The 17,927-nt window shown below is 58.5% G+C and carries 18 protein-coding genes; 9 read left to right on the top strand and 9 right to left on the bottom strand.

All coding sequences use genetic code 11. The features are described 5' to 3' along the window. Nucleotides 1-34: 34 nt before the first annotated feature. The gene (locus BTN82_RS19335) at nucleotides 35-1,297 is read left to right on the top strand and encodes an OprD family porin (RefSeq protein ID WP_075120708.1); all 1,263 of its coding nucleotides are present in this window, start codon (nucleotides 35-37) and stop codon (nucleotides 1,295-1,297) included. Nucleotides 1,298-1,350: 53 nt separating this feature from the next. Here BTN82_RS19335 and BTN82_RS19340 read toward each other — a convergent pair whose 3' ends face one another. After that, a complete protein-coding gene (locus tag BTN82_RS19340) occupies nucleotides 1,351-2,238 on the bottom strand; it encodes a LysR family transcriptional regulator (protein WP_075120709.1) in 888 nt (295 codons plus the stop codon). 131 nt (nucleotides 2,239-2,369) lie between these two features. On the opposite strand from BTN82_RS19340, the gene BTN82_RS19345 reads away from it, so the two are divergent. Beyond that, a complete protein-coding gene (locus BTN82_RS19345; RefSeq protein ID WP_075120710.1) occupies nucleotides 2,370-3,422 on the top strand; it encodes an AbrB family transcriptional regulator in 1,053 nt (350 codons plus the stop codon). 84 nt (nucleotides 3,423-3,506) lie between these two features. Beyond that, nucleotides 3,507-3,878, top strand: coding sequence for a PH domain-containing protein (locus BTN82_RS19350; protein ID WP_075120711.1), 372 nt, complete (start codon nucleotides 3,507-3,509; stop codon nucleotides 3,876-3,878). On the opposite strand, the gene BTN82_RS19355 is transcribed toward BTN82_RS19350, so the two are convergent. Further along, nucleotides 3,875-4,759, bottom strand: a complete 885-nt coding sequence (locus BTN82_RS19355) for a LysR family transcriptional regulator (protein ID WP_075120712.1) — start codon at nucleotides 4,757-4,759, stop codon at nucleotides 3,875-3,877. The two genes, BTN82_RS19350 and BTN82_RS19355, sit on opposite strands and share 4 nt — an antisense overlap. Before the next feature lie 113 nt (nucleotides 4,760-4,872). Here BTN82_RS19355 and argC point away from each other — a divergent pair, with 113 nt between their 5' ends. After that, on the top strand, nucleotides 4,873-5,805 hold the full coding sequence (gene argC, locus BTN82_RS19360; protein WP_075120713.1) for an N-acetyl-gamma-glutamyl-phosphate reductase: 933 nt from the start codon (nucleotides 4,873-4,875) through the stop codon (nucleotides 5,803-5,805). Nucleotides 5,806-5,877: 72 nt separating this feature from the next. On the opposite strand, the gene BTN82_RS19365 is transcribed toward argC, so the two are convergent. Beyond that, nucleotides 5,878-6,747: a LysR family transcriptional regulator gene (locus BTN82_RS19365; protein WP_075120714.1), complete on the bottom strand. Its 870-nt coding sequence runs from the start codon at nucleotides 6,745-6,747 to the stop codon at nucleotides 5,878-5,880. A 163-nt stretch (nucleotides 6,748-6,910) separates the two neighbouring features. Between BTN82_RS19365 and gloA the strand changes: the two genes are divergently transcribed. Further along, nucleotides 6,911-7,303 (top strand): lactoylglutathione lyase, encoded by a 393-nt coding sequence (gene gloA / locus BTN82_RS19370; RefSeq protein WP_075120715.1) that lies wholly within the window; start codon nucleotides 6,911-6,913, stop codon nucleotides 7,301-7,303. A gap of 168 nt (nucleotides 7,304-7,471) precedes the next feature. Next, on the top strand, nucleotides 7,472-8,395 hold the full coding sequence (locus BTN82_RS19375; RefSeq protein WP_075120716.1) for an alpha/beta hydrolase: 924 nt from the start codon (nucleotides 7,472-7,474) through the stop codon (nucleotides 8,393-8,395). Nucleotides 8,396-8,841: 446 nt separating this feature from the next. Here BTN82_RS19375 and BTN82_RS19380 read toward each other — a convergent pair whose 3' ends face one another. The 4 genes from BTN82_RS19380 to BTN82_RS19395 all read right to left on the bottom strand — a co-directional run bounded on the left by BTN82_RS19380 (nucleotide 8,842) and on the right by BTN82_RS19395 (nucleotide 12,332). Beyond that, a complete protein-coding gene (locus BTN82_RS19380; RefSeq protein WP_075120717.1) occupies nucleotides 8,842-9,495 on the bottom strand; it encodes an epoxyqueuosine reductase QueH in 654 nt (217 codons plus the stop codon). A 186-nt stretch (nucleotides 9,496-9,681) separates the two neighbouring features. Continuing rightward, nucleotides 9,682-10,191 carry a flavin reductase family protein gene (locus tag BTN82_RS19385; RefSeq protein WP_075120718.1) on the bottom strand — a complete coding sequence of 170 codons (510 nt, stop codon included), beginning with the start codon at nucleotides 10,189-10,191 and terminating at the stop codon, nucleotides 9,682-9,684. 101 nt (nucleotides 10,192-10,292) lie between these two features. Beyond that, entirely contained in the window at nucleotides 10,293-11,321 is a 1,029-nt protein-coding gene (locus BTN82_RS19390) for a methionine synthase (protein WP_075120719.1), read from the bottom strand. A gap of 27 nt (nucleotides 11,322-11,348) precedes the next feature. Next, on the bottom strand, nucleotides 11,349-12,332 hold the full coding sequence (locus BTN82_RS19395) for a DUF1852 domain-containing protein (protein WP_075120720.1): 984 nt from the start codon (nucleotides 12,330-12,332) through the stop codon (nucleotides 11,349-11,351). Nucleotides 12,333-12,669: 337 nt separating this feature from the next. On the opposite strand from BTN82_RS19395, the gene BTN82_RS19400 reads away from it, so the two are divergent. Continuing rightward, nucleotides 12,670-13,356, top strand: a complete 687-nt coding sequence (locus BTN82_RS19400; RefSeq protein ID WP_075120721.1) for a phytanoyl-CoA dioxygenase family protein — start codon at nucleotides 12,670-12,672, stop codon at nucleotides 13,354-13,356. 146 nt (nucleotides 13,357-13,502) lie between these two features. Here the strand turns inward: BTN82_RS19400 and BTN82_RS19405 are convergent, their stop codons facing one another. Together BTN82_RS19405 and ggt are read right to left on the bottom strand one after the other, a co-directional pair. Next, on the bottom strand, nucleotides 13,503-13,853 hold the full coding sequence (locus BTN82_RS19405; RefSeq protein WP_075120722.1) for a BON domain-containing protein: 351 nt from the start codon (nucleotides 13,851-13,853) through the stop codon (nucleotides 13,503-13,505). A 164-nt stretch (nucleotides 13,854-14,017) separates the two neighbouring features. After that, a complete protein-coding gene (ggt, locus tag BTN82_RS19410) occupies nucleotides 14,018-15,742 on the bottom strand; it encodes a gamma-glutamyltransferase (protein ID WP_075120723.1) in 1,725 nt (574 codons plus the stop codon). A gap of 435 nt (nucleotides 15,743-16,177) precedes the next feature. Here ggt and BTN82_RS19415 point away from each other — a divergent pair, with 435 nt between their 5' ends. Both BTN82_RS19415 and BTN82_RS19420 read left to right on the top strand, forming a co-directional pair. After that, nucleotides 16,178-16,852 carry a DUF3313 domain-containing protein gene (locus BTN82_RS19415; RefSeq protein ID WP_075120724.1) on the top strand — a complete coding sequence of 225 codons (675 nt, stop codon included), beginning with the start codon at nucleotides 16,178-16,180 and terminating at the stop codon, nucleotides 16,850-16,852. 148 nt (nucleotides 16,853-17,000) lie between these two features. Next, nucleotides 17,001-17,462, top strand: coding sequence for a hypothetical protein (locus tag BTN82_RS19420; protein WP_075120725.1), 462 nt, complete (start codon nucleotides 17,001-17,003; stop codon nucleotides 17,460-17,462). Nucleotides 17,463-17,927: the final 465 nt, after the last annotated feature.

Genomic DNA, 17,927 nt, shown 5'->3' on the forward strand with positions numbered 1-17,927 from the left:
GAACTGCTTTCCATAACAATAAGAGTAAAAAGCAATGAAACCTGCGAAGACCCTCGCCGTGCTGGCCAGCAGCGCGGTGTGCCTGAGTGCGCCCCTTCCCCTGCGTGCCGACGAAAGCGCCTTCATCAAGGACGCCACCGCCACCCTCCAGGCCCGCAACTACTTCTTCAGCCGCGACTACTCGGACATCCGCGGCACCGAGCAATCCATGGCCCAGGAATGGGCCCAGGGCTTCATCCTCAACTTCAAGTCCGGCTATACCCCCGGCACCGTCGGCGTGGGGCTCGACGCCATCGGCACCCTGGGGCTCAAGCTCGACAGCGGCAAGGGCCGGGTCAACACCGGCCTGCTGCCGGTGCAAAGCGATGGCGAAGCCGCCGACGACTACAGCCGCCTCGGCCTGGCACTGAAACTGCGGCTGGCGAAAAGCGAACTGCGGATCGGCGAGCTGCAACCCAACCTGCCGGTGCTGAGCTTCAGCGACATCCGCCTGCTGCCGCCGTCCTACCAGGGCGCGAGCCTCGTCTCCAACGACATCGACGGCCTGACCCTGCAAGGTGGCCACCTGCGTTCCACCAGCCTGCGCAACGAGGCTGGCGACGACAAGTTGCAAGCCATGCTCGGCCACGTGCCGAAACGCGCGGTCAGCAGCGACGCCTTCAACTACACCGGCGCCGACTACGCCTTCAACGCCAAGCGCACCACCGTCAGCGCCTGGTACGGCCAGCTCGAAGACATCTACCACCAGCGCTTCCTCGGCCTCAAACACAGCCAGCCGGTGGGCAGCTGGATCCTCGGCGCCAACCTCGGCTACTACAACAGCGAGGAAGACGGCAAAAAGCTGCTCGGCGCCATCGACAACCAGGCGTTCTTTTCGCTGCTGTCGGCCAAGCGCGGCGGCCACACCTTCTACCTCGGCTACCAGGGCATGTTCGGCGACAGCGCCTTCCCCCGGGTCTTCGCCAACATCACCCCACTGGGCAACGAAGTGCCCACCTACGAATTCGCCTACACCGACGAACGCTCCTGGCAACTGCGCTACGACTACGACTTCGCCGCCCGCGGCCTGCCCGGCCTCGTCACCACCGTGCGCTACATCCGCGGCGACAACGTCGACACCGGCAACGGCTACGAAGGCAAGGACTGGGAGCGCGACCTGGATATCGGCTATGTGATCCAGTCCGGGCCGCTGGGCGGGTTGGGGATCAAGGTGAGGAACGTGGTGGCGAGGTCGAATTATCGGACCGATATCAATGAGAATCGGTTGTTGCTGAGTTATAGCTGGAAGTTGTTTTAAACAGCGGGAGGTCTTGCTGCACCCTGGCCGAGCGATCAGGGCAATGCCCGTACTCAGGCGGGATCGCGCTGCTGGAAAAACAACCGGGCGGTTTCGATGAACGTCTGGTTGGCCAGCGAGAGATATTCGTTGCTCCGCCAGCACAGGTTGAAGCACATGAACTGAGGCGGGTCGAACGACACCCCGATGAGGCCTGGTTCCTTTTCTTGCACTGAACGCAGCAGCGTGGAAATACCCATGGTGCTGCGTGTTGCCGCGACCACCAGCGATACAAAATTGCTTTCCAGCGCGATCCGGTATTGCACCTTCGCGGCCGCACAAAAAACGTCGAGCAAATGGCGCTGCAAGAAGGTGCTGTCGAACACCAACATCTCCCGGTCTTGAAGCTCGGCGGCGGACAACGATGACGCGCTCGACAACGGGTGCTGCCGGCTCATGCACAACACCATTTCATCGTTGCCCAGGGCGATAGACTCCCAGGCAGGCTCCACACGTCGCGACTCCAGTAGCGCCACGTCGATATCGCGCTTGGCCAGGCGCTCGCCGATCTCCTGCGCGCTACCCTCGACGACATGCATGGCGATCCCCGGATACTGCTCGCGAAACTGCATGAGCAGTTCGGGAATGTGTCGAATGCCGTACATCGGCGGTACACCGACCCTGATTTCCCCCGATTGCCGCTGGCTCAGGTCGTTCAGCTCCCGACGGGCACCGTCGAGCCCCAGCAAACAGCTTTCAACCCGGGCCAGGAACAGTTTGCCTTCCGCGGTCAGGCTGACCTGGCGCGTCGCCCGATTGAACAGCACAACGCCCAACTCATCCTCCAGGCGGCTCACCGCCATGCTGAGCGCCGGTTGTGCCACATGCAGATTCTGGGCAGCCTTGGTGAAACTGCTTTCCCGGGCAACCTCTACGCAATACCTCAAGGCCTTGAGATTCATCGGCACTCGCATAACAAACAGTGATTGATCGAATCACAAATGGATATTTTTTGTGATACATCAAACTCTATAACCTTTCGCCATCATTCTCCACGCCGGGTATTTCGCCTGGCTCAGCCTCCCGGTGAATCATGGTGCGACGACTCTTCCACTCCTGGCTTGCAACCCTTTGTCTTGGCGCCGTCGGGGGCTGGCTCGCCAGCAAGGTGGGCTGGCCGTTGCCCTGGGTCATCGGCTCGCTGCTGTCGGTGCTTGCCAGCCGTTGTGGCGGATATCTGGTCCCGGAGGTGCCGCGCGGCCGTCAGTTGGGCCAACTGATCGTCGCCGTAACGATTGGATGCCACTTCACCTGGCCGGTGCTGCAACAGGTGTTCATGAACCTTGGGGTGATTGTCACGGCCATCTTGTTGACGCTGCTGCTAGCGGTTCTGTCGGTACTGGTCCTGTACCGCTGGGGCGTCGCGTTCGCCACGGCGTTCTTCGCCTTGATGCCCGCCAACTCGACGGAGATGGTGCACCTGGGGCGCCAACGCCAGGGCGATGCGAGCTTCATTGCTGCCGCGCACAGCATCCGGCTGCTGCTGATTCTGCTGGCGGTACCCGCCGCCGCTACGTTCAGCGGATCGCACGCCATTATGGCCGCCAAAGCGCCGGTCCTCTGGCCCTGGCTGGCAACGATTCTCCTGGCGGGGTGGCTGGTCGCCCTGGTATTCAAGCGATTTGACCTGCCCAATCCCTGGACGTTTGGGCCGTTCCTGGTCTGCGCGATCGTCGTGGGCGGCAACGATCTGTCCGTCAGCATGCCCGACTGGATGAGCGGCTTTGGGCAACTGCTCATAGGCTGTGCCCTGGGCAGCACCTTCGACCGCAGTTTCTTTCGCCGGGCCCCGGCTTTCCTGTCGAAGGTGTTGCTGCTGCTGATCGGGTCGGTCATCGCCACAGCGGCAGCTGCCTGGCTGCTGGGAAGGCTGCTGGGCATCCCTTCTCTATCCCTGGCCTTGGGCATGATGCCCGGCAGTGCCCCGGAAATGAGCCTCACCGCCGAGGCCCTGGGGCTCTCGGTGACCCTGGTCACGGCCATGCAGATCATTCGGATGGTACTGATCCAATCGGCGTGCTTGCCTCTGTACGGATGGCTGGAACGAACCGTCGAGGCGAAACCGAATCTGGAAGTGGAACCCTAGACCCGACATCGGCATGATCGTCGCGACCGACAGGCCAGTACTCGCCAACCTCCTGGAAACACATCAAGCACAAGGACGAACCCGATGATCGACTTCAACAACAAAGGCTTCTTCAAGCTCAAGCAAAACGACGAATACGCCGAGCGGGTCAGCGCGCTGCTGCTGGAGGGCGAGCAGGTGATCGACGCCTATAAGGCCATGCGCGACGGCGTGGTGTTTACCAACAAGCGCATCATCGCGGTGAACGTGCAGGGCATCACCGGCAGCAAGAAGGACTTCACGTCCCTGCCCTACAAAAACATCGTCGCTTACTCGGTGGAAACCTCCGGCACCTTCGACCTGGACTCCGAACTGGAGATCTACTTCTCGTCGCTGGGCAAGGTGAAGTTCGAGTTCACCGGCAAGACCTCGATGGTGGAAATCTCCAAGTACATCTCCAGGCACCTGCTGGGCTAATCGGCGCTCAACCCCCACAACACTTCCAGTACATGCTCCGTCGAACGCTCCCCATCGCCATCCCGATGGGCGATGCCCAACTGCCGCCACAACGGCGGCTGCAACGGGCGCATGGCGATCCGCGGATCGGGCAGCGGCGTAGCGGCTTCGTGGGGCAGCAAGGTGGCGCCATAGCCGGCGGCCACCAGGCTCTTGATGGCGTCGTTGTAGTTGAGCTGGATGCGCGCCGTGGGCTGCTGCCCGCCGTTGGCGAACCACTCCGAGGTCAGGCGCGACAGCCGGGTGCTGCGGTCGTTGAGGATCAAGGGTTGCTCGGCCAGCCACTGCGGGGTGACCGGGTCCGGGCAGTGCCAGCGGGCCGGCAGGAAGGCCATCACCGGGTCCTTGCGCCAGGGTTCGATGCGCAGGCCTTTGACCGGGGTTTGCGGCAAGGCCACCAGGCCGATATCCAGCGAACCCTCGGCGAGCTTCTTCAAGCTCTCCTGGGAGGTCAGCACCGCCACCTGCACATCGATGCCCGGGTGCCGCTGGCCGAGGGTTTCCAACGCCTGGGGCAACAACTGGGCGATGGCCCCGGTGGACGCCCCCAGGCGTACCCGCCCGGCCAGGCCCAGGACCTGGCGCTGTACGTCCTCCAGGGCCTGTTCGGCATCGGCCAACAAGCGCCGCGCGCGCGCCACCAGGGTTTCGCCAATGGCCGACGGCTGCACCCGACCGCGGGTGCGCGACAGCAGCGAACCGCCGACCCGCGCTTCCAGGTCGGCGATATGCAGGCTGACCGTGGGCGGCGCCAGGTTCAGCGCGCGGGCCGCTTCGGCAAAGGAGCCGAGGTCGACAATCGCCACCAGGGTGCGCAAACGGTCGAGGCTGATCTCGCGCATGGGGTCGCTCCAAATTCATAAAAACTGAAGCTTAGCGTTATTAAATTCAACTTTCTCTATTTCAGCAGCCGCCGGAAGATTGACCCCATTCCTCCCGCTTGCGAGCACAGCACATGAGCACACCCCTGGTATTTATCGACGGCGACCAAGGCACCACCGGCTTGCAGATCCACCAACGCCTGCGCGGTCGCCACGACCTGCGACTGCTGACCCTGGCCGCCGACCAGCGCAAAGACCCGCAACGCCGCGCCGAAGCCATCAACGCCTGCGACATCGCCCTGCTCTGCCTGCCCGACGCCGCCGCCCGCGACGCGGTCGCCAGCATTCGCAACCCTGCGGTGCGGGTGATCGACGCCAGCTCCGCGCACCGCACCCACCCCGACTGGACCTACGGCTTCGCGCAAATGCACCCGCAACAGGCCCAACGCATCGCCAGCGCCAAGCGCGTGAGCAACCCCGGCTGCTACCCCACCGGCGCCATCGGCCTGCTGCGCCCGCTGCTGCAAGCCGGGTTGCTGCCCAAGGACTACCCGATCGGCATCAACGCCGTCTCCGGCTACTCCGGCGGCGGCCGCGCCGCGGTCGATGCCCACGAAGGCCCGGACGCCGCCAATACCGCCCCCTTCCAGATCTACGGCCTGGGCCTGGCGCACAAGCACGTACCGGAAATCCAGCAACACAGCGGCCTGAGCGAACGGCCGCTGTTCGTCCCGGCCTACGGTGCGTTTCGCCAGGGCATTGTGCTGACCGTTCCGTTGCAAGTGCGTCTGCTGGCGCCTGGAGTGGATGCCGCGCGGCTGCATGCCTGTCTGGAGCAGCATTACGCTGACAGCGGGTGTGTGCAGGTGATGTCGCTGCAACAGGCGCATGAACTTGCCGGGCTGGATCCGCGGGCGCTGAATGACACGGACGAGATGCGCTTGATGGTGTTCGAGGGTGAGGGGCAAGTATTGCTGGCGGCGGTATTCGACAATTTGGGTAAAGGCGCGGCGGGAGCAGCGGTGGAGAATTTGGGATTGATGGTGGGGGGTGAGTCAATAGGTTGAGGTTAGGGACCTGAGGTGGGTTACGACGAACGCCGTTTCCCGACCTCACCAATAACAACAAAAAATAAAAACCTACTTTGGTTCTCCCGAATACGTTCCTGAAACAATGTCGATGAAGTCGGTAGTCAACCTCGACACCTGATACTTGCGCCAAATGAAGTACGTATCGACCGCGCCAACGTTATCAAGCCTGTGCGAGTTCACCGAGTAGGCTTCCCGGTACATGGAGAGCGAGCTCTCGGGCACACAGGCCATGCCGTGCCCTTGAGCGACGCACGCGAACATCACGGGATATGACTCAATTTCGAGGATTGCGCGGGGTGCAATACCCAAGCCGGCCAGCCAGTTATCGACAACCTGACGGTAGTTGCACTCCTTGCCGAACACATAGAACTCCAAGGCGGAAATATTCTTTGCCGAAGGTGCCATGACATCCTGCGGTGTAATGAGCCTCAGGCTCTCGCGAAACGCAAGTGAACTGGAGAGAAGCGGATGCTCGATCGGTCCATCCGAAATGATCAGATCAAGTTCACCGTCGGTCAACATGCGTTCAAGTGAAAATGTATGCCCGGAATGCAGGTTGAGTTCGATGTTCGGCATCATGGATCGGTACCGAGCAATAAAGGGGGGCAACTGATAGTTGAGCACTCCTTCGAGAGCTCCCACGTTGAGCATTCCGGCTCGTGCACTGCCTTCGAACAGGTGCTGTATCTCGAGAGCCTGGCTCAGCAGCACCTTGGCCTTGGTGTAGAGAAGCCGCCCCTCGGGGGTGACGTAGAGCCGGTTGCGCTCACGACTGAACAGCTTGGTACCCAACAACCGTTCCAGCTCGCGAATTCGTATCGTGATGTTTGACGGCACGCAGTGCAGCTGCTCCGCAGCCGCCGCAATAGTGCCGTGCTCGACGACCGCGCAGAAAAAGCTGAGTTGCGATAATTTCATAGGTTCACTTTTTTTAAGTCCAGGTCTGACTTTTAGTTACTGTTAACTATCAGCAGGATGGCCTATCTTGCAAATCATTCGAGAAAGAGTGACTTCAAGCCGTTGAACTTTCCGGCACGCTCAACCAAGAACCCCATTACGCATCGACGAAGGATGATAAATTATGCGCATGTTACACACAATGCTTCGCGTCAAGAACTTGAGCGAGTCGCTCGCCTTTTACCAAAATGCACTGGGCATGAAACTGCTACGCCAACAGGAATACCCAGACGGACAATTTACACTCGCCTTCGTCGGATACCAAGATGAGCGTAAAGAGGCGGCCTTGGAACTTACCTATAACTGGGAGCAGCACGCCTACGACCTGGGCAATGCCTATGGACATATAGCGATCGAAGTCAGCGACGTGGCCGAAACTTGTAACAACGTGAAAAAATTCGGTTATCGCATCACCCGTGAAGCTGGGCCAATGAAGTACGGGACGGAGATTATTGCGTTTATCCAGGACCCGGACGGCTACAAGATCGAACTGATCCAGAGAGGCACGCAATTCTAACGAGCCTGGTGAGTTCCTTATGGCTGGAGCAACTTTCAAGCCTGTACAGCCAGCCACAAGACAGTCAGCTCATAACCGCACACAAAGCACCAGGCAATATTAAATCCACCACCCGAATTGATGTTCTATAAATCAGCCCCTCTAACGTGAAAGGGTACGACACCTATCATGACTGACATTTATAAATACCGCGCTAAAAAAATCAACTTCCCGAGTCAGGGAGTCAATATAGTCGGCCTGCTGTGCGTACCCACGACCAAGCCAAAGGGTGCCATTACCATTTTTGGTCCGATTGCGTTTGTAAAAGAGCAAAGTCCGACACAGTACGCAACGAGACTGGCAAAGGAAGGCTATATCACCTTGATTTACGACCCTCGGTTTTATGGGGAGAGTGATGGTCTTCCTCGGCAGTATGAAGACAGAAAAAGTCGCTGCGAGGATATTCTCGCCTCGGTGGACTATCTTGCATCACTTGAAATAGTTGAAAAAGATAAAATCTACGCCCTAGGGATCTGCCAAGGGGCCAACTGGATTGCCGAAGCCTCTACGATTGATCCCAGGATCAAAAAAGTAATGCTCGTCGCGTCGGCGCTTTTATCTCCGGCGATGGGGGAAAACTATCTATCAAAAGAAGACCTCGACATGAAGGTCAAAAGAGGTCGTCACGCGCGGCAGCGCTTTGAACAGGATGCAGAGGTGGCCTATATGAACATAGGGCCGGGGCCTGACAATCTTCCGGCAATCATGCCTTTTCAGCACATCACCGACTGGTATGGCTCATGGACTATCCGCAGTCCATTTACGCAATACAAAGGGAACTGGGAAAACCGGATCACCCAGTCGTCCGAAGAACTGGTGTGGAGTTACGATGTAAGCGAAGTCATGAGCCTCATTGAAAAGCCTGTTTTGATGATCCACAGCGATAAAGCGGCCAGTGGCCCGACAACGCCCAAAAAAATGTTTTCCTTGATTCCCAGCAAAGATAAGACATTGATATGGTTCGAGGGAGACCAGGTTCAGTATCAGTTCTATGAAGACCCACTAACGATTGATAGCGTGATATTCGAATTAACACACTGGTTGAAAAAATAGCCCATGCCTTGAGCCTGTCATGTTTCATCAAAAGCGTATCGATAGGCTGGCCGGACCTCGACTTCACCGAACAGTCGTGCCATTGGCCCAACGTCTCTGGCAGCGGCCAATGCTCTGCAGTTGCTGGCTAATGGGTCACCCCTGAAGACGTCAGCTATAAGTGACTGATCTGAGGGACGGTAACGTTCAAATGACAACAGCGCTATCTGGAGGCGGGGGTGAGGCCGTCAGCGAGCGCTTCGCTCCCGCGGACGTTGTCTTGGGCGGTCAAAAGTTTTTCAAATGACGCAAAACGCTCCGCTGAAGCCTTGGGAACAAACTCCAGGACGCAAACGAAAGACTGATCGTTCAGCGCCTTTTTCAGAACACTCATAGGTCAAGAATACCTACCGATTCTGCGGTACAAGGCGACGCTCGAGTCAACCTCAGGGCAAGCGGCGAAGCGATCATTCATCGTCCCCGTAGTATTTGACGCCAATGCGGATAATGTCCCGCCCCTGGTCCTTGCGGTGGTGGTTGGTGTCGCGCAGGGAGTAGATGCAACCGCAATATTCCTGCTGATAAAAACGTTCGCGCTTGCTGATTTCGATCATCCGCGCCGAGCCGCCGCCCTTGCGCCAGTTGTAGTCCCAGTAGGTAATGCCTGGATACTTTTGCGCGCTGCGGATGCCACTGTCGGTGATTTGCTTCATGTCTTTCCAGCGCGAAATACCCAGGGAGCTGGAGATCACGCTGAAGCCGTTTTCATAGGCGTAAAGCGCGGTGCGCTCGAAGCGCATATCGAAACACATGGTGCAGCGCACGCCGCGCTCGGGTTCATGCTCCATGCCTTTGGCGCGCTCGAACCAGCGGTCTTTATCGTAATCGGCATCGATAAACGCCACCTTGTGATCTTCGGCAAAACGGATGTTCTCATCCTTGCGCAATAGGTATTCACGCTCAGGGTGAATGTTCGGGTTATAGAAGAAGAGGGTGTAGTCGATGCCCGAGGCGGTGATCGCTTCCATCACTTCTCCCGAACAGGGCGCGCAGCAGGAGTGCAGCAGCAACTTGCCTGCGCCATCGGGAAGGCTGAGTCGAGGCCTTTTGATACCGGTCATGACGGTGTGTCCTGGGTCAATCGGTTGACATGAAAAAACGGCGCACCGGGATCCCAAGGGTGATCGCCCCCCCGCCCCGCCATTTGCTGGATTTATTGAGTGCCGCTCTAACGACCCAAGAGCACTCACGGGCAGGGTAAGGCGCTCGATCGATCGAAGCGTAAAGAGGCCAGCACCGGTAAACGCTCAAACCGCGCGATGCCCGGCGAGGTTGCAATACTGTCCTTTGAAATACAGCAGTGGCTGCGTAGCGGTAGTCTCTTGCAGGTTTAACGCCCTCACCTCGCCAATCACGATCACGTGATCACCTGCCGCGTGCTCTGCGTGAATTGCGCAATCAAGCCAATGCAGGCTACCGCCAATGATCGGATTACCCAGCGGCGACTCCTGCCATTCGACGCCGTGCCATTTGTCCGTGCCTTTACGCGCGAACTGATTGGAAATCCCGACCTGCTCACCTGACAGGATATTGACTGCGAAACGACCTGCCTGACGAATCTTGGGATAACTGGCCGAACTGGACATTACGCTGAACGACACCAGCGGCGGGCTCATCGACACGCTATAGAACGACTGGCAAGTGAAGCCAATCGGCTCATCATCGATGCGCGAGGTAATCACCGTTATACCGGACGCGTAGTGCCCGAGCGCTTCGCGAAAGCTCAATGGCTCGATAGCGGTACTAGGGAGTGACATAGTAGGTCCTGAATATGAGGCGCAATTCAAAAGTGCCAGGAAAGGCTTGAAGCAGGCCGGTAAGTTTTCAATCCACCGCTTCAAGCCTTCCGCACACGACTTCAGTTCGAGAGTTCTCTTCGGACGATTTCTGCGCCTGCACTTAAAGCACTTAGCTTGCCTCTTGCTACACGCCGAGGTAACGGGGCCATCCCACAGTTGGTGCATGGATAGAGCTTGTCAGCCTCTACAAATTGAAGAGCCTTTCGTAAAGTGCTGGCTACTTCATCGGGTGTCTCAATGGTATGGGAGGCCACATCAATGGCCCCTACCATCACTTTTTTACCTCGGATGAGTTCAATAAGATCCATGGGCACATGAGAGTTGTGACACTCCAGCGAGATGATATCGATACTGGATTTTTGCAATTTCGGAAAAGCTTCCTCATATTGCCGCCACTCTGACCCCAGCGTCTTTTTCCAATCCGTATTGGCTTTGATGCCATAGCCATAGCAAATATGCACGGCCGTTTCACACTTAAGGCCTTCAACCGCTCTTTCCAGGGCGGCCACTCCCCAGTCGTTCACCTCATCGAAGAAAACATTAAATGCGGGCTCATCGAACTGGATAATATCAACACCGGCAGCCTCCAGTTCCCTGGCCTCTTGATTGAGAATCTTGGCGAACTCCCAAGCAAGTTTTTCACGACTCTTATAGTGATTATCATAAAGCGTATCGATCATGGTCATGGGACCTGGCAACGCCCATTTTATGGGTTGCTTGGTCTGCTGCCGTAGAAACTTGGCATCTTCAACAAACACTGGCTTTTGACGAGAAACAGCACCCACGACCGTCGGTACGCTCGCATCATAGCGATCACGGATTCTAACGGTCTCACGCTTCTCAAAATCAACGCCGCCGAGGTGCTCGATAAACGTAGTGACAAAGTGTTGGCGCGTTTGCTCGCCGTCACTGACAATATCAATCCCTGCCTGTTGTTGTGCTTGCAACGACAAACGCAACGCATCCTGCTTGCCCTCGACCAATACCTCATCTTGCAACTTCCAAGGCGACCAAAGTGTTTCGGGTTGGGCAAGCCAAGAAGGTTTAGGCAAGCTGCCAGCCGTTGAAGTGGGGAGCAATTTTTTCATAATGGACGACCTTGTGTCTTGGTTTGATCAAAGAGCGTAATTAGCGGACCACTGCTCAAGAGTGGCTTGGTAGGGCTTGATAAAATGTTCCTCGACAAACCGTCCTTGCTCAATAGCCAGCCGGCCACGTTCTTCTCGATCATAAACAATTCGAGTTAATGAATAATCTTGGTGTTTCAAATTTGGTTGATAGGACTTTCCTGCCGCGGAGTTGGCATTGTAAATCTCTGGACGGTAAATCTTTTGAAAGGTGTCCATCGTGCTGATGGTACTGATCAGTTCAAGATTGGTGTAATCAGCAAGCAAATCGCCAGCAAAATAGAACGCCAAGGGCGCCACACTATTTGCAGGCATGAAATAGCGAACCTTCAACCCCATTTTCTTGAAGTATTCGTCAGTCAAGGAATATTCATCTTGCTGATATTCAACACCCAACACCGGATGCTGGTTTTCAGTTCGTTGATAGGTCTTACTGCTCGAAACACTGAGACATATGACAGGAAGCTTGTTGAAATTGTTCTTATAAGCACTCGAATTCACGAAGTACTTGAACAGTTTCCCATGCAGGTCCCCAAAATTATCCGGGGTGCAAAATTCAGGCTGATTCTTATTGTGCCCCAGCAACAGCACACTAAAATCATAATCCCGCACATAAGAGGAAAAATTATTCCCTACAATGCCCTCGGTGCGTTCGTTGGTTTTTCGATCGACAATATTCGTCTTCAATATTTCAATCAAGGGAATGGAATTGCCACTGCTCTCGGCATCGATATTCATTGCAACGGAAATGATTTCAAGTTCAAGCGTGTAGCGATCGCCCTTGGGATTATCCCAATGGGCCAAGGCATTGAAACGGTTATCAATCATCCTCAGAGTGTTGCGCAAATTCTCCTGGCGGCTTTCCCCCCTGGCCAGATTAGCAAAGTTAGTCGTGATACGCGTATTCTCCGAGGGATGATAGTTCTCGTCGAAACAAATACTCTTGATCGTAAATTCAAACTCTTTTTTCATTCTGATCCGGCACCCTGATTTTGAGATAAAGCCTGAATTTATTTATTATTTTTCTGGCTTTCACTCAGCAGTCTTTATGTTCTCCACAATTAGGACGCATTTTATGGATCCCACCCATTGGGTGGAAACGAATTGATTTCATTGAAGTCGTTAGTCTGATTCATGATCGGGTGCAAAGCTGTCCCGCAGGACTCACTGCATCGTCCTAGGTCGCCTGGAAGCCGCTTCATTTAAGAGTTACTGCCAGCCCCCATCACAGAAGACACAACCCTATTTTCGTCTACCTTGGTTTAAACACTCGCCTCGCAACTCTGCACCCAAGGGAATGGAGCCCACCATGATTGACCGCGAACACCTTCACCAAGAGGGCTATGTGTTGCTTCGGCGCGCCATCCCCGCCGAGTGGCTGGCGGAGCTTCGAGCGGTATTCGATGCGGGAGTGAGGCCGTCGGCGCAATGGCCGGTACCGCGGGGTGCGGACTGGCGCCATTCGCTGTTGGAGGCGGATGCGAGGGTTCAGGCAGTGTGTCGCTTGCCCCAGGTGCTGGCGGTGGCGGGCGAGTTGATTGGGGAGCGTTTCTTTCTGTCGCAGGTGGAGGGTCGCGAGCCGTTGGCCGGCGGCGGTCAGCAGCGCCTGCACCGTGACGTGTCGGCGCAGCGGCCAGGCGACATCGCCAATGCCCTGGCTTTTTTCGATGACTATGGGCCGGAAAACGGTGCAACCCGGATTGTCCCCGGCAGCCATCGCCCCGGGCCGGACGAGCCGCCCTTCGACTTCCACGATGAGTCGCGCTCGGTGCAGCTTTCAGGCACCGCGGGGGACATCCTGGTGTTCGATGTCGATCTGGTGCATGCCGGCAGCCTGAACCCCAGCGGCGCGCGCCGGCGTTCGATCCTGATAAGTTATTTCTCGGAACCGCTCTACGCGTCGCACCTGGAAACAGCGGGCCTGCGAAATATCGGGATGGACACCCGCGAGCGCTTCGATCCCGCGGACTTTCTCTTGGGCGCTCAAACAGCCTGACCAGGGCTGCTGGCGGGAGCGCCGCTTATCATTGGGATAAGCGACGTTCAGGTCACTGCGCCGCCCCTTCCCCCCAAGCAAAAAAACGCCTCCCACACAGGAAGGCGTTTTCAGCATCGCAGCAACATCGAGTGGCAACTCGCGGGTTATTGATCGTCCTTTTTCATCGACGACGGCGCCTCGAATTCCCGGCTCTCTTCGGCATTGGGCGCTTCGGGCAGGCTGCCCGGGGTGAACATGTGGGTCTGCAGGTCGCTGGCGTCGATATCGAGCACGCCCTGCACCGTACGAGTCAGGCCGACGGCTTGTTCGCATTGTGTGTGGGTGGCGAGGCGGCCGCTCAGGGCGACGGTGCCGGCATGGGTCTTGATGTGGATGGGCAGGCCGCGGGTCGACTCGGCGAAGGTCAGGGTCGACCTCACCTTGGTGGTGATCCACGCGTCGTGCATGGCCGTTTCCAGACCTTGGGAGTAATGCTGGAAGGAATGAAGTTTCATGGCGGGGCCCTCTTGCGTAAGCCGCGGGACGTTGCGCCCTGCTGGCTGGTCGGCCTCTGCCTGACCGGCAAGCGGAGGCGCCCCTTCATTATAGTCCGGCCGCTGTCCGCCCCCGGTGCGCCGCCCTGGCCGCTGACGGCGACCAGGACGCGCAGGCGCCGTGCTTAATAGCCCGCCGCCAACCCGGTGTTGCGCCGTGGGTCGTTGGCGCCGTAGAAGCGGTTCTTGCCCACCGGCTTGCCGCCCAGCGACGGCGCCCCTACCAGGATCGCCGCCAGGTGGTTGGGGTCTTGCGGGCCGGTGAACTTGTGCCCCCAGCCTTCGAGGATTTTCCGCGTGTCCGGGCTGACGGCGAAGGCTTCGAGATTGGTCTCCTCGGGCAGCCACTGTTGATGGAAACGCGGCGCGTCCACCGCTTCCTGGATGTTCATGCCGTAGTCGATCACGTTGAGCATGGTCAGCAGGGTCGCGGTGATGATCCGGCTGCCGCCCGGCGTGCCGAGCACCATCACGGTCTTGCCGTCCTTGGTGACGATGGTCGGGCTCATCGACGACAGCGGCGCCTTGCCGGGCGCGATGGCGTTGGCTTCGCCCTGCACCAGGCCATACATGTTGGGTACGCCGACCTTGGCGGTGAAGTCGTCCATTTCGTCGTTGAGCATGATCCCGGTCTTGCTGGCCATGACCCCGGCACCGAACCAGTCGTTGAGGGTGTAGGTCACCGATACCGCGTTACCCCACTGGTCGACGATCGAATAATGGGTGGTGTTGCTGCCCTCGTGGGGCGCCACCCCCGGCTTGAGTTCGCTGGAAACCGCGGCCTTCTGCGGATCGATGGCGGCCCGTAACTTGGTCGCGTAGGCCTTGTCCAGCAGGTGGCTGACCGGGTTCTTGACGAAATCCGGGTCGCCCAGGTAGCTGTTGCGGTCGACATAAGCGTGGCGCATGGCCTCGATCTGATAATGCAGGCCCTGGGCCGAGTGATAGCCCAGCGCCGGCATCGGGTAGCCTTCGAGGATGTTCATGATCTCGCAGATGATCACCCCGCCCGAGCTGGGCGGCGGCGCGGAAACCACGTGGTAGCCGCGGTAGTCGCACTCGATCGGCGCCAGCTCGCGGGTGCGGTATTTGTCCAGGTCGGCCTGGGTGATGATGCCCTTGCCGGCCTGGCTCGAATCGACGATGGCCTGGGCCACCCAGCCCTTATAGAAGCCGTCGGTGCCCTTGCCGGAGATTTCCCGCAGGGTCTTGGCCAGGTCTTTTTGCACCAGTTTCTGGCCCACTTGCAGCGGCTGGCCATCGCGCAGGAAGATCGCGCGCGCATCCTGGTCCTGCTTGAACTGCTCGGTGGCGGTCTCCAGCAGGTCGACGTCGCCCTGTTCCAGCGTGAACCCCTCCTCGGCGTACTTGATAGCAGGGGCGATCAGGTCGGCGCGCTTCATGGTGCCGTATTTGTCCCGCGCCAGCTCCATCCCCGACACCGTCCCCGGCACGCCCACAGCCAGATGCCCTTTGGTGCTGAGGTCCGGCACCACATTGCCATCCTTGTCCAGGTACATGTTCGCGGTGGCCGCCAGCGGCGCCTTCTCGCGGAAGTCGAGGAAGGTCTTGCGGCCATCGGCCAGCTGGATGGTCATGAAACCGCCACCGCCGATATTGCCGGCCGCGGGGTAGACCACCGCCAGCGCATAACCGACCGCGACCGCGGCGTCGACGGCATTGCCGCCGTCCTTGAGCACATCGACGCCGATACGGGTGGCCAGGTGCTGGGCATTGACCACCATGCCGTTCTCGGCGGCGACCGGGGCTTGCGAAGCGGCGTGGGCACAGGCGTAACCAACGGCGAAGGCCGTCGCGATCAGCGACTTGACCAAGGGCTTGACTGTCATGGGGCGACTCTCTTGTTGTCAGGAAGGGAAGCGTCGTGCCGGCGAGCGACACCCCTGAGACTGTAGGACAGTTTCGCCGGCCCTGAGCGGCGCAATGGCGAAGGCCTGCCGCCGCCCCAAGTACGGACTCAGAATGCGCCAGTCGAAACCCAAGGCCAGGGGTACGACGGATCCGGTTTTTCCTTGGGTGAAGCGGGAGAGCATGCGCGCTCGGAGCGCTCGATAAAAACCACAGCGGCCAACAGCCCGGCCCCCATCGACAGCGCTATTTAATCGTTCTTGAGAATTATTGATTCGGATTATCCAGCCCCGGCGGGCAACCTGCGCTGCGCATTGACCGACGCGCCAGCCCCAGTTTTGGGGAGCCGAGGTCGGTACCGGGGGAAACCAGGTCGGAACCTGAATGATCATTTTCATTACGTGAGAACAGAACACATGAGCATGTCGAATAAGTGGCTAGCGGGAATTGCCTTGAGCTGTGCGCTTCAGGTCGGTTGTGTCTCGAAGGTGACGCAGCAAGAACAGTATTCGGGCTTCCTGCCCAATTATCAGGGGCTCGAGGAGCAAACCACGCCGAGTGAACACAAGGTGCTGCGCTGGGTGGCGCCAGGGTTCGATCCTCACGCCTACTCCACAGTCGTGTTCAAGCAGGTAGAGCTGTACCCGGCCAAACCCACCGCACGCGTCAACCTGCAAACCCTGGAAGACCTGCAAGCCATGGCCAGCAACAGTATCCGCAACGGCCTTGCCCCCGCCTACGACATCGCCCCGAATACCCAGCAAGCGCCGGCTTCCCGGACCTTGATCCTGCAGGCGGCGATCACCGACGTCAGCGCGACCAACGAGGGCATGCATTGGTATGAGGTCGTACCGGTCGCCGCGGTTGTCGGGGCGACACAAGCCGCCACCGGCCATCGCGATCAGACGGCCCAGTTGTATCTCGAGGCCGATCTGATCGACGCCAAAACCGGTTTGCCGGTCGCCAAGGTGGTCCGCAAGGTCTTCGGCGAAACCTTGGAAAATGCCAGCCAGCCTATAGCTGCCAATGACTTCAAGGTTGCCTTCAAAGACATGACGAACGACATGCAGGCACTGCTTTCCAAGCAGTAACAACCGTGCCCTCCCCCTTGCTGACGCTGCATGGCCTGCCACCGCGGGTCTCGGGAGCGGGTGGCGAGCCGACGCGCATGGGGCCTGGCTGTGCCTGGCGAACCGAACCGTCGGGCCAGGTAACGACGTCCAACGAGAGTCCGACTTGATGAAAATACTGACCTTTGCCCTGTCGGCCTGTGTAGGGCTCGCCAGCGCCAGTACGCTGGCGGCGACAGTGGTTCCGCTAAAAAACCAGACGTCCCAGACGATCCAGCAAGACACCAGCGCCTGCCAATCACAAGCCAATGCTCAATTTCCGCTGCAGAACACCGTGCCGTCCGGAGGCCGGATAAAAGGCGCGACCACCGCCGCGGTCGCCGGGGCCACCGCCGCCGAGGTCCGTGGCCAACAACATGACAACCTCTACGACCGGGTCGACGACGATATCAAGCAAGACTATCGCCGTAACCATGCCCGCAGCGCCGCGGCGGCCGGCGCGGTGATCGGGGCATCCCGGCAACGCCAGGAACGCAGGCAGAACCTTGCCACCACCGAGCAGAACGTCAGCGCCAACAACTCCGTGTACAGCAGTTGCCTGCAACAGCGTGGCTACAACGTTCTGCCTTGAGCCAGCAACGGCTTACGGGCAGAGCAGGATGACCAGGCGCATGCCGGAGAGCGCCAACCGCTGGCTTCAAGCGTCACCCGCCCTCAGCCTGGGCGTCCCGTCCTGGAATGCCCGTTAGCCCTCCCCCTGCTGTGATTTCACTTCCCGCCCCTCGCCGTAAGGCACATGTCCAGGCATCTTCATACCCCACAGCCGTTAGGCCTGGATGAACCGATGCCTGTTTGCGCAAACGGTGCTCTTTGCCCCGCCTTGCAGTTTTCGGATAGCGCAGAGAACACGTACCGAGCATCATCAGCGCCCCCGATTGAAACCCCGTGGACTACTCTTGACTGATTCCGGTGAGACCTTTGATGGGTTATTCCAGCATTGCCTAGTGTCTCTCTCTACAGCTTCCACGCTTGTCCGCTTATAGTCGCTTCTCTCTCCGACAAGAACGAATGGCGTCCATCCTGCCCCTCAAAATCG

This window comes from Pseudomonas chlororaphis (genome assembly GCF_001921865.1).
GTDB lineage: Bacteria > Pseudomonadota > Gammaproteobacteria > Pseudomonadales > Pseudomonadaceae > Aquipseudomonas > Aquipseudomonas chlororaphis_D.

What these genes read in the sequence shown, in the direction of transcription:
- BTN82_RS19375 (WP_075120716.1), top strand. Translation starts at nt 7,472, where the DNA reads ATGACTGACATTTATAAATACCGCGCTAAAAAAATCAACTTCCCGAGT.
- BTN82_RS19400 (WP_075120721.1), top strand. Translation starts at nt 12,670, where the DNA reads ATGATTGACCGCGAACACCTTCACCAAGAGGGCTATGTGTTGCTTCGG.
- BTN82_RS19335 (WP_075120708.1), top strand. Translation starts at nt 35, where the DNA reads ATGAAACCTGCGAAGACCCTCGCCGTGCTGGCCAGCAGCGCGGTGTGC.
- ggt (WP_075120723.1), bottom strand. Translation starts at nt 15,742, where the DNA reads ATGACAGTCAAGCCCTTGGTCAAGTCGCTGATCGCGACGGCCTTCGCC.
- BTN82_RS19355 (WP_075120712.1), bottom strand. Translation starts at nt 4,759, where the DNA reads ATGCGCGAGATCAGCCTCGACCGTTTGCGCACCCTGGTGGCGATTGTC.
- BTN82_RS19390 (WP_075120719.1), bottom strand. Translation starts at nt 11,321, where the DNA reads ATGAAAAAATTGCTCCCCACTTCAACGGCTGGCAGCTTGCCTAAACCT.
- argC (WP_075120713.1), top strand. Translation starts at nt 4,873, where the DNA reads ATGAGCACACCCCTGGTATTTATCGACGGCGACCAAGGCACCACCGGC.
- gloA (WP_075120715.1), top strand. Translation starts at nt 6,911, where the DNA reads ATGCGCATGTTACACACAATGCTTCGCGTCAAGAACTTGAGCGAGTCG.
- BTN82_RS19420 (WP_075120725.1), top strand. Translation starts at nt 17,001, where the DNA reads ATGAAAATACTGACCTTTGCCCTGTCGGCCTGTGTAGGGCTCGCCAGC.
- BTN82_RS19395 (WP_075120720.1), bottom strand. Translation starts at nt 12,332, where the DNA reads ATGAAAAAAGAGTTTGAATTTACGATCAAGAGTATTTGTTTCGACGAG.
- BTN82_RS19415 (WP_075120724.1), top strand. Translation starts at nt 16,178, where the DNA reads ATGAGCATGTCGAATAAGTGGCTAGCGGGAATTGCCTTGAGCTGTGCG.
- BTN82_RS19350 (WP_075120711.1), top strand. Translation starts at nt 3,507, where the DNA reads ATGATCGACTTCAACAACAAAGGCTTCTTCAAGCTCAAGCAAAACGAC.
- BTN82_RS19380 (WP_075120717.1), bottom strand. Translation starts at nt 9,495, where the DNA reads ATGACCGGTATCAAAAGGCCTCGACTCAGCCTTCCCGATGGCGCAGGC.
- BTN82_RS19405 (WP_075120722.1), bottom strand. Translation starts at nt 13,853, where the DNA reads ATGAAACTTCATTCCTTCCAGCATTACTCCCAAGGTCTGGAAACGGCC.
- BTN82_RS19365 (WP_075120714.1), bottom strand. Translation starts at nt 6,747, where the DNA reads ATGAAATTATCGCAACTCAGCTTTTTCTGCGCGGTCGTCGAGCACGGC.
- BTN82_RS19340 (WP_075120709.1), bottom strand. Translation starts at nt 2,238, where the DNA reads ATGAATCTCAAGGCCTTGAGGTATTGCGTAGAGGTTGCCCGGGAAAGC.
- BTN82_RS19385 (WP_075120718.1), bottom strand. Translation starts at nt 10,191, where the DNA reads ATGTCACTCCCTAGTACCGCTATCGAGCCATTGAGCTTTCGCGAAGCG.
- BTN82_RS19345 (WP_075120710.1), top strand. Translation starts at nt 2,370, where the DNA reads ATGGTGCGACGACTCTTCCACTCCTGGCTTGCAACCCTTTGTCTTGGC.